At 54.0% G+C, this 9,770-nt stretch carries 7 protein-coding genes; all 7 read left to right on the top strand.

Features of this window, described 5'->3' with window-relative positions; translation table 11 throughout:
* The first annotated feature begins 604 nt into the window (after nt 1-604).
* Nucleotides 605-2,005, top strand: a complete 1,401-nt coding sequence (locus tag HDG37_RS28970) for an MmgE/PrpD family protein (protein WP_184040938.1) — start codon at nt 605-607, stop codon at nt 2,003-2,005.
* Nucleotides 2,006-3,114: 1,109 nt separating this feature from the next.
* Nucleotides 3,115-3,891, top strand: coding sequence for an ABC transporter ATP-binding protein (locus HDG37_RS28975; RefSeq protein WP_184040948.1), 777 nt, complete (start codon nt 3,115-3,117; stop codon nt 3,889-3,891).
* A gap of 74 nt (nt 3,892-3,965) precedes the next feature.
* Nucleotides 3,966-4,817, top strand: a complete 852-nt coding sequence (locus tag HDG37_RS28980; protein ID WP_184053539.1) for a transporter substrate-binding domain-containing protein — start codon at nt 3,966-3,968, stop codon at nt 4,815-4,817.
* A 49-nt stretch (nt 4,818-4,866) separates the two neighbouring features.
* Entirely contained in the window at nt 4,867-5,583 is a 717-nt protein-coding gene (locus HDG37_RS28985) for an ABC transporter permease (RefSeq protein ID WP_221312166.1), read from the top strand.
* A complete protein-coding gene (locus HDG37_RS28990; protein ID WP_090811259.1) occupies nt 5,583-6,308 on the top strand; it encodes an ABC transporter permease in 726 nt (241 codons plus the stop codon). The genes HDG37_RS28985 and HDG37_RS28990 overlap by 1 nt, the downstream gene beginning before the upstream one ends.
* A gap of 312 nt (nt 6,309-6,620) precedes the next feature.
* The gene (locus tag HDG37_RS28995) at nt 6,621-7,991 is read left to right on the top strand and encodes an MmgE/PrpD family protein (protein ID WP_184040930.1); all 1,371 of its coding nucleotides are present in this window, start codon (nt 6,621-6,623) and stop codon (nt 7,989-7,991) included.
* A 462-nt stretch (nt 7,992-8,453) separates the two neighbouring features.
* Nucleotides 8,454-9,386, top strand: a complete 933-nt coding sequence (locus HDG37_RS29000) for a LysR substrate-binding domain-containing protein (RefSeq protein WP_184053542.1) — start codon at nt 8,454-8,456, stop codon at nt 9,384-9,386.
* Nucleotides 9,387-9,770: the final 384 nt, after the last annotated feature.

Here is a 9,770-nt window from a genome sequence, read left to right on the forward strand (position 1 = left end):
CTCCCGCGCTGGACGTCGAGATCAGTGCATCATTCGGTACGCTGCGCGTGGAAAGGGGCTTCGGTCCCGGACAAAAACGGCATCCCGTCCGTAGTGCACCCACATATCCTCGCCTTTTTCTGGCGTTTATGCAGAGACGATGTACTCGCCAATAGACCCTGCATTTTGTTAAATGCTCGGGAGAAAGCAATGCAGCGCTATAACCTTCTGGAATGTTGACGTTTGAAAATCGGACTTTGATTTTTCGACGAGACGCGCCTAACATGTCTCGTCACTCGAGTGAGCGTCGGGAGGGTTGACAGTAGCATCAGCGCACAATTGTTATTAAGGACGGTCGGGCGTCGCAGATCGGCGTAGCTGTTGCCAGAGGTGGTCGGTTCGGGTTACTTGCGAAAAGCGGCATTCCGATTTTTCACGGCGAGTACTCGCATGCTCATTGACAAAGCTTCGAGTCGCCTTGGAGACGTTACGACCCGTCCGTCGTATCCGTGGCGACGACCAAGGGCTTCCATCGGATCCCTGGGCGGTCGCACGCGGTGCAATCATTTTGAACATAGATTTGTGCGTTACGCACGTTTGGTCGGTCACATAATTCTGGAACGTCATGAACAATTCACCGCCTGATGACGAGCTTTCTCTGCAGCCAAGCACGATTCATCGTATTGCATCTTATGTCGTCGAAGCTCGCGGTAGGCGGGTGTCCGGGGTTGCCAGGGAATCTGCGCTAAAACGCATCCTTGACCTCTTATGCGCGGTGGGGGCAGGGGCTAGCGAGCCAGGTGCTGTCGCAATTCGCGCGACAGCATGTAAATATCTGGGATCGGGCGATATACCGATGTGGTTCACGGGAACGGGCAGTTCGGTCGTCGGTGCTGCGTGGGCGAATAGCGCGGCTGCGTCGATGCTAGATCTCGACGACGGGCATCGACGCGCGCGCGGGCACCCGGGCGCGGCGGTCATTCCGGTGGCCTTTGCGGTTGCGGCTGAAATGGGAGCCGGGCTGGAAGATTTGATCGCGTCAATCGTCATCGGTTATGAAGTCGGCGTATCAATCGCTGCGGCCCGTACAACATACGGTACGACAGGTACGTGGTCATCCTACGCAGTTGTCGCAACAGCCGCGGCCTTGAGGTGTGCCTCGTGTAGTGTAGTCGAGCATGCGTTGGCTATCGCAGGCGAAAGCGCGCCCAATTCGTTGTTCATGAGCGCGCCACCGCTCTCCTTCCCAACACCGGAGAGCAGCGACATTAAGGAGGGCATACCATGGTCCGTAGTGACCGGGATGCTCGCGCTCGATCTCGCAGAAGGCGGGTTCACCGGTCCCCGGAACATACTTGACAGCGGTCTGCTCTATAGGTTTGCCGACGTATCGCCCCTCGGGGAGTCTCTGCATATCTGCAATGCCTACTACAAGCTCTATTGCTGCTGTCGGCACGTTCACCCGCCCTTGGAAGCCACCCTGAGGCTGATCGAGCAATATCGACTCGACGCGAAGGCGATTGAGGCGATCGACATCGAGACGTACGGCGGGGCGCTGCGCATCGCGAATCAGACCTGCCCAGCTACCCTTGTTGACGTTCAGTACAGCATCCCTTATTGCGTGGCCCTCGCCGCCCTCGCGGGACGAGAGTCGCTTTTGCCCCTCACGATAGACTGCTTAACTTACGAGGGAGTAAGCGCACTCGCCAACAAGGTCTCGCTAACGGTCGACGCCGAAATTGATAAACAATTCCCTGCCAGAACACTCGCGCGAGTCACAATCGTGTGCGGGGGACGTCTGTATGTATCGGAGGTTACCGAGCCACGCGGCGAAGCCGGTGACTCCCTCTCTTGGGAAGAACTCAAGGCAAAGTACGTTGCGGCGACGCGGTTTCACGCCACTGTTGCGCAGCAGGAGCAACTGCTCGCCGCGGTTGAAGAACTGCGCTCAAAAGCCGACTTGGAGCCGTTAAAGGCCTGTATGAGTACTTCGTACGCAAATAGTATTGCGCGTGCCAATGCCTAAGAAGCTCTAATAATATGATTTTTGGGGGGGATAACTTCAAGGATTGAGGTTAGCCTCATCACCGTTTCGGTGATGAAATGCGTGCGAATCGGCGAGGACATCCGGGAGAAGCTCGACTACGCACCGGGTGTATTTACATTAGAGGGACATATCGGGGCCAACTGGTATGCCGCCTCGGCTACAGCCGTGCGAGCTTCATGCGCTTTGCCGCCGGCGAAGACGCGCGTATCGGCCGGTGGCTTACTACGCTTCGCGCAACTCAATAGGCAAGACCCGCACGCAATTTCAAGGACATCCTCACGCGCTTGCCCACGAGGGCCAGCCCATCGCCGCGTTATTGCCGCATCGCTTGCAGCCCGAGGCAAGCCAGCGCCTACCTCGCCCGTCAAGAGATCATTGGTCGCTTATGACATTGGTAGTCAAATTGCGCGCGCCCTGCCGATCGGCCGAAGGCAAACGAAAACCTTGGAACAATTTCGACCCTCAAGCGATCGTTAAATTGGATCGAAGAGTAAAAGGGGCTCGATCACGGAAGGTTCTGTGATGTGTTGGCGCCTGGGGACGGCCATTTTCGAAGGGGTGCGGCGGTCTCCTTGACATCAGAATGCTCGGATTGCGTACGCGGTGCAAATTGTGCCAAATCCAGAACGGGCACGCGACCGAAGTCTGGGGCGCAACCTCAACATGCGCTCGTGCGACCCGCAAACGTGCCCGATGTAACGCAAGGAAGGTATAACCCGGAGGAATACCATCGTGTCTCAACTCGACTTTGACACCCAATTTGGGCATACGTATTCTGAGCTTATCCGCAATCGCTGGGCGCTGAGACGGGCGTAAATCGAGCGAACGACCGGCGGCCGCCTTTTTTTCGTCCGTCGAGTGTGCTTGGCGCTTACATCGCGTTCATTGCAGGTCCGAAAGCGCAAGGCAGTACAACGTTTAATGAATATCTATAACGATAATCCTTCTCAGGTTGACGTAAATGTCAAACCTGAGATGTTCAGTCATGAGGAGATGAGATGAAGGTGGTTAATGCACTTCGATCGGCGTACCAATCTGCGAGTTACGCCTTGTCAATGACCCCAGAGGCGGGCGGGACCACGATCGGCATGGTGGGCCATAAAACACCGGCTCTCGTAGCCGATGGCATATACAAAAGTTACGGCGTTCACGAAGTGCTCAAAGGGGTCTCGCTTCAGGCTGAGCGGGGCGACGTGATCTCGTTAATTGGCAGTTCTGGGTCGGGAAAAAGTACGTTTTTGCGGTGCATGAATCTCCTTGAGGTCCCTACCAAAGGCCGCATCGCGGTGGGGCAGCGGGAGATCAGCGTGGACACCGACGCAACCGGTCGCGTCGTCGGGATGGATCGCAAGAAAGTTGACCAGATGCGCACGCAACTCGGTATGGTCTTCCAGGGCTTCAATTTGTGGTCCCATATGACCGTGCTGCAAAATGTGATGGAAGGGCCAGTCCATGTGCTGAAGCTGCCAAAGAACGAAGCGCGCGATAGGGCAATGGATTTCCTTGGGAAAGTTGGCGTTGCGGACAAGCACGCGTGTTACCCATCCGAGTTGTCTGGTGGGCAGCAGCAACGAGTAAGCATCGCGCGTGCGCTCGCGATGCAACCGGCTGCGCTCCTTTTCGACGAGCCGACCTCCGCACTCGATCCCGAATTAGTGGGAGAAGTGCTAAAAGTCATCAGGAAGTTGGCGGAAGAGGGGCGCACGATGATAGTCGTGACTCATGAGATGGGTTTTGCTCGTGATGTCTCCAACAAGATGATCTTTCTTGAAAGGGGACGCATTGAGGAAGAAGGGACGCCAGAAGAGGTTTTCAAAAATCCAGCATCGCCGAGATGTCGTGAATTTCTCTCGCGTGTACTTTGACTGACTTAAAACGCGATATTGAAATTCCGAGAATCGTAAAACGAAGAATATAGGACATAGTCCAGGAGATGCTCATGAAGTTCCTAAAAATCGGCCTGCTTATTGGAATGCTGTCTGCTGCATTGATGCTCAGCGACCCTGTTATGGCCAAGGAGTACAAGAGAATCACGATTGGTACCGAAGCTTCGTATGCTCCGTATGCCTTCAAGGACAAGAGCGGCAAGATGGTTGGCTTTGAGATCGATGTAGCTAGCGACTTGTGCCGACGGATGGGATTGCACTGCGAAATCGTCGATCAGGCCTATGACAGCCTAATTCCCTCTCTCTTGTCCGGTCGGTTCGATTCAATTATGGCTGCAATAGGGATCACACCCGCCCGAGAAAAGGTTATCTCATTTTCCAGGCCGTACGTAACCACTCCGATGGTTTTCGTCACCACATCGGCGAGCGATCTAACCGCTCTCAAAATATCGCCATCAAATCTGAATTTGGACAAATTTGATGCTGATGAGGAGTCAGCGATAAAAAAAATCACCTCCGCTCTGAAGGGAAAAACCGTTGGGGTACAGGTGGGCAGCAACTTTGAGACATTCATGAAGAAGTTCATGCCGAGCGTGAGAGTTTCGACATATGACACCACGGACGACATGATGCTCGACTTGACGGCGGGGAGAATTGATGCCGGAATGGTTTCGTTCAATTTCCTCAAGCCGTTGATGGACAAGCCCGACGGCAAGAACCTGCGGACATTTGGCCCTAGTATGACGAACGGGCCGTTCGGCAGCCGAGTGGCCGTTGGATTTCGCAAAAATGACGATCAACTACGTGCGATGTTCGACAAGGCGATCGGGGAAGCAATTTCGGATGGCAGCCTGCGCAGACTTGCCATCAAGTGGTTCGGCTTCGACAATTCGCCGAAGGAATAGGTAAGTGAATACGGTCGTTTATGCATAGCCGAACTCAATTTGATGGGGAATGAAAGTGAATATTTCAGTGCTCGCATGGGGAAGCACAGCGTGGGTTGATGAATTTGCGCGTGGCACCCTTATGACCGTTGCCGTCGCGGTGTGTTCATTTCCCGTCGGCATTTTGCTCGGCTCGGTTTTTGCCGCGGCAAAACTCTGTCCCTTCAGTTTGCTGCGTTTTCTAGCTGACGTCTATACGACGGTCGTACGCGGAATTCCCGAGCTGCTGATAATTTTTCTGGTGTTCTTTGGTGGGGATACGTTGCTCCGCTATGTCGCGAACGCTGTCTTCGGCTTCGAAGGTTATATAGAACTGCCCGTGTTCGCAGTCGGTGTGCTCTGCATCGGCATCAGTGCCGGCGCCTATGCGACAGAGGTCATACGGGCGGCGGTCATAGCCATTCCAACAGGACAAATTGAAGCGGCAGTGGCAATGGGATTGGAGCGGACAGTGCTACTTCGTCGGATTCTTATCCCACAGGCCGCGAGATTCGCCTTGCCCGGTCTGGGGAATGTCTGGCAACTGGCGTTAAAGGATACCTCGCTCATTTCCGTTGTTGGGTTGGTTGAAATCATGCGCACAGCTGCCATCGGAGCTGGATCTTTCAAAGAGCCGTTTACGTTTTATCTGGTCGCCTTCGTGATTTTCCTTTTGCTTTCTTCGATTTCTAACCAGGGATTTCTGAGAGCAGAGAAGTGGGCTAACCGCGGCGTAAGGAGTCGGTGATGGATTTTCAGCTGATATATGAGTCGTTTCCCAAGCTTCTTGCGGCGGTTCCTGCGACCGTCGCATTGGCTTCCGTGTCGCTTTTTGTTGGTTTTCTGCTTGCGGTCCCAGTTGCATTGGCTCGGCTTTCACACAGTAGACTTTTGGCTTCTCTCGGTTATGGTTACGTATATGTAGTGCGGTCCACGCCGCTTCTGGTGCAAATGTTCCTGATTTATTACGGATCGGGGCAGTTTAGAATTGTCTTGGAACACCTCGGCCTGTGGGCGCTATTTCGCGATGCGTGGTTTTGTGCGATTTTAGCTCTGTCGCTGAACACTGCGGCGTACACCAGCGAAATCATTCGTGGTGGTGTTCAGTCAGTACCATGGGGACAAATTGAAGCGGCGCGGTCAATTGGCATGTCGAGCGTCCTTTTATTCCGCAGAATTGTCTTCCCGATTGCAATGCGGCAAGCACTCCCAGCTTATGGAAGTGAACTTATGATTATGATCAAGTCAACGTCACTTGCGTCGACAATCACCATAGTCGAAGTGACAGGAGTGGCTAAGCAAATCATCTCTGAAAGCTACCGCCCCCTAGAGGTATTTCTGATAGCTGGCTGCATATATCTCAGCATGAACTTTCTTATCAGCAGAGTTATATTCATGATCGAAAGGCGGATTAGTCCGAAGAGACGCGATCGCGGCACGTTCGGATCTTCTGCGGCAGCGGCCATGCATTAAGCACTTCGGTACGGTGTCCGTCGCCCATGAACGCATCAACAGTTCGACGACGTAGAAGTGGCCTGACGGCACGAACCGACATTGTTCCGTTACGGGCGGCTCCGTCCGGGTACACGAGGGTAGTTGGGCCCTTGTGTACAGCTTTTTTCTCATGGCCGACGGCTTGATGTTTCAAGAGTGCCCGGCTGCGTCGATTATGGCAGGCCAACAGCAAAACGGGATCGTGGGTGGACATCGCGGTGTTGCGCATTAAAGTGTCACTTGCAGCCAACTATCAAGTTCGAAATGTTCAATTGATGTTATCGAGGCACCATGACGACTAATGTAATCGAGGACGAGCGTTATCCCCAAGGCGGGATCGTCCAAAAATTTTCCGCTTATATCGTGGAGGCGCGGGAAAATCGAGCTCCAGAAGAGTCGCTGGAATTCGCGCTCAAATGTATCTTGGATCTGCTCAGTGCTGTTGGCGCTGGAATTGGGCAGGCGGGGGCCCTTGCGATCCGAAAGACGGCTCACGAAACGCGACCTCCTGGCGACATTCCTATTTGGTTCACGGGAGAGACCAGTTCCGTCATTGGAGCTGCTTGGGCAAACAGTGCCGCCGGTTCTGCGCTAGACCTCGACGATGACACGCCGGCATCTCGGGGCCATCCTGGAGCCGCCGTCATTCCAACAGCCATTGCCGTTGCCAAAGAGACGAAAGCCACCTTGGGAGAGCTATTAAATGCGATTGTCATCGGTTATGAAGTGGGTACAGCGATTAGCGCTGCGCGCGCCTACGGAAGTAGTGGTACGTGGGCGCCTTATGCGGTCGTCGCAACGGCTGCGGCGCTTCGCCGGTCCTCCCGCGAGGTGATTGAACACGCTTTGGCGATTGCAGGGGAAAGTGCACCCAATCAGTCGTTGGCGAGCGCTCCCGCTCCCCGAAAACCGCATCCCGAGCCAAACCATGTCAAGGAGGGCATCACGTGGGCTGTCGTGACCGGCTTGGAGTCGCTTGCATCAGCGCAGAACGGATTTCACGGCGCCCGCAATATCTTGGACGCAACGCGTTACTACAATTTTCCGAACGATCTGGACCTCGGTTCTTACCAGTACATTCGCACGACGGGCTTTAAGCCGTATTGCTGTTGCAGGCATCTACACGGTGCGCTTGATGCATTAATCGAGCTGATCAAAGAACATCGGTTAGTGGGTCGAAATATCGACAGGATTGAGGTCGAAACATACGGGCCGGCCTTACGCATTTCGAACTGGAAAGAACCTCGAGATATAATGGATGTTCAGTATAGTCATCCATATTGTCTCGCGTTGGTAGCGTACTACGGTCACGAGGCTCTGTTGCCACTGACTGGCGATGTCCTAAACAATCCCTCTGTCACTGCGCTTTCACACAAGGTGGAGCTTTCGCTAAGTCCGGAGCTGGACAAGATCTATGCGGAAAGCGGCATGCTGCCGGCCCGTGTCACGGTCACATGCGGGGATCAGCGCTTTGTTTCACCTGTAACCTTCCCGAAGGATAACGGTCTTCCGTGGGATAAACTCGAGGATAAGTTTCGACAGGCCACGCGTTTCGTTGCCACTCCCGAGCAGCAGAACAGTGTGGTCGGGGCCATTTCGGACGCCAGACGAGGCGACATGCGTGGTTTGACGGAAAGCTTGTCGGAGATCCAGTTCGTTTAAAAACGGCATTTGTGTAGCCCGCGTAGTTCGGAAACTCATCGGTCATCGATGTAAGAAATGACAAAATGTCTCCGCTTGTTGAGGATCGTCCGCAAGCTGTGGCTACCGTTGCATACAGCGAGCGAGTTGCATTGTCTACCCGGCATCCAAGGAGCTGAAAATGGGTTGCATATGGAAGTTACTGCTAGCAGGGACGCTCAGCGGTGCCGGGTAAACGCTGCGACCGTCAGAACAAGCGTTCTTCACAGCTTCAAAAGGACAGATCGGCGACGCGGGCTACATCGGCGTAGACAAGCGCGAGGAAACCAAGAGGCTCGTTTACGAGCCAAATTTACCGAAATGAGCGCCGATTCGATTCGTTATCCGGAAATTTCGACGCCTGTTCTTCTGCATGCCGAACGGGCCGCACGTTAATCAGCATTTTCCTAGTCTAGGAATGACATTAGAAAAAGCAGCCGGCATATGAAAAGACAAATTCAACTACGGCAGATAGAGGCATTTAAAGCTCTCATCGAGCAAGGCACGGTGAGTCGAGCGGCCGAGGTTCTTCACGTGACCCAACCTGCCGTGAGCAAACTGCTAGTCCACCTTGAGGAGGAGACAGGTCTTCTACTGTTCGAACGAGTTAAAGGCCGACTAACTGCGACGGCACAAGGCATGCGCTTGTACGGTGAAGTCGATCGAGTATTTGCGGGTCTAAGACAAATTGAAGAGGCGATCGCAATCATCCGGCGAAAGGACATGAGTCACTTTGCTATCGGAGTGCTTCCGGAATTATCCGGATCATTCATCAGGCGGGCGACGATGATGTTCCTCTCTCGGTGTCCAGACGTTCGTCCGACGATCCATATGCGAGCGTCCAACATTGTGTCGGATCGCGTCGCCACGCGTCAGATGGACGTTGGATTCACAACGAGCTTGATGAGCAGCCCAAATTCGGTGGTGACGCCTATCATGGAGAGCCCGTTAGTTTGCATCATGCCAAAAGGACACCCGCTAAGCCAACTTGAATTTATCACCCCCGAGCATATTGAGGGAATCCCTTTTATCGGATATGCGGCAGATAACCGGACGACTAGTGCTTTCAATGACGCTATCCGTTCCTACGGCGTCGACCTCAACGTCGTGTTAGAAAGCGAAACTACGCCCACCCTGTGTGAATTCGTCTCGGCGGGACTGGGGATTTCCTTGGTACATCCCCTATCTGTCATCGACATGAGCTGTCGCTTAGATATCAGGCGGTTCAAGCCCGATATTCCCGAGTATTTTCATTTTTGTCATGCAAGATTGGCGAAAAACATCGAGCGTGTTCAGGAGTATGAACGATGCGCTAAACAGGTTGCGGAAGAGGCGTGGACGGAGATATTCGGTGAGTTGGCGACAAAGCAAACCTAGCAGAATGCTGAGATTGATCATCGTACTGATGAGTGCACCAAATAGTGCGGGATGCCTTATGCGGGCATGAAGACGAAGCGTTCGCGAGAAGACGGATTGAGGGCGCTCAGACCTGGCAAACATGACTGCCGGCCGGGCAGTGGCTGATTGAATCATGACCTTGCCCCTGTTTGGCGAATCCCATAGCTGAGAGATTTGCGCGGCTCGCCCCTCTTGGGCGGCGAACCAGTTTTTCTCGAACGTCATGGGGCTGACGTAGTCGAGCGTCGAGTGTGGTCGGCGCGAATTATACAAGCCGGCAACACAACGCCCATATCAGCGAGTCAAGGGAAGTTCTGTATCGTTGGCATCCGTGGTACGGGCACACGGTATGGATTTTCACCA

The sequence above is a fragment of the Paraburkholderia sp. MM5384-R2 genome, from assembly GCF_014201025.1.
GTDB classification, from domain to species: domain Bacteria; phylum Pseudomonadota; class Gammaproteobacteria; order Burkholderiales; family Burkholderiaceae; genus Paraburkholderia; species Paraburkholderia tuberum.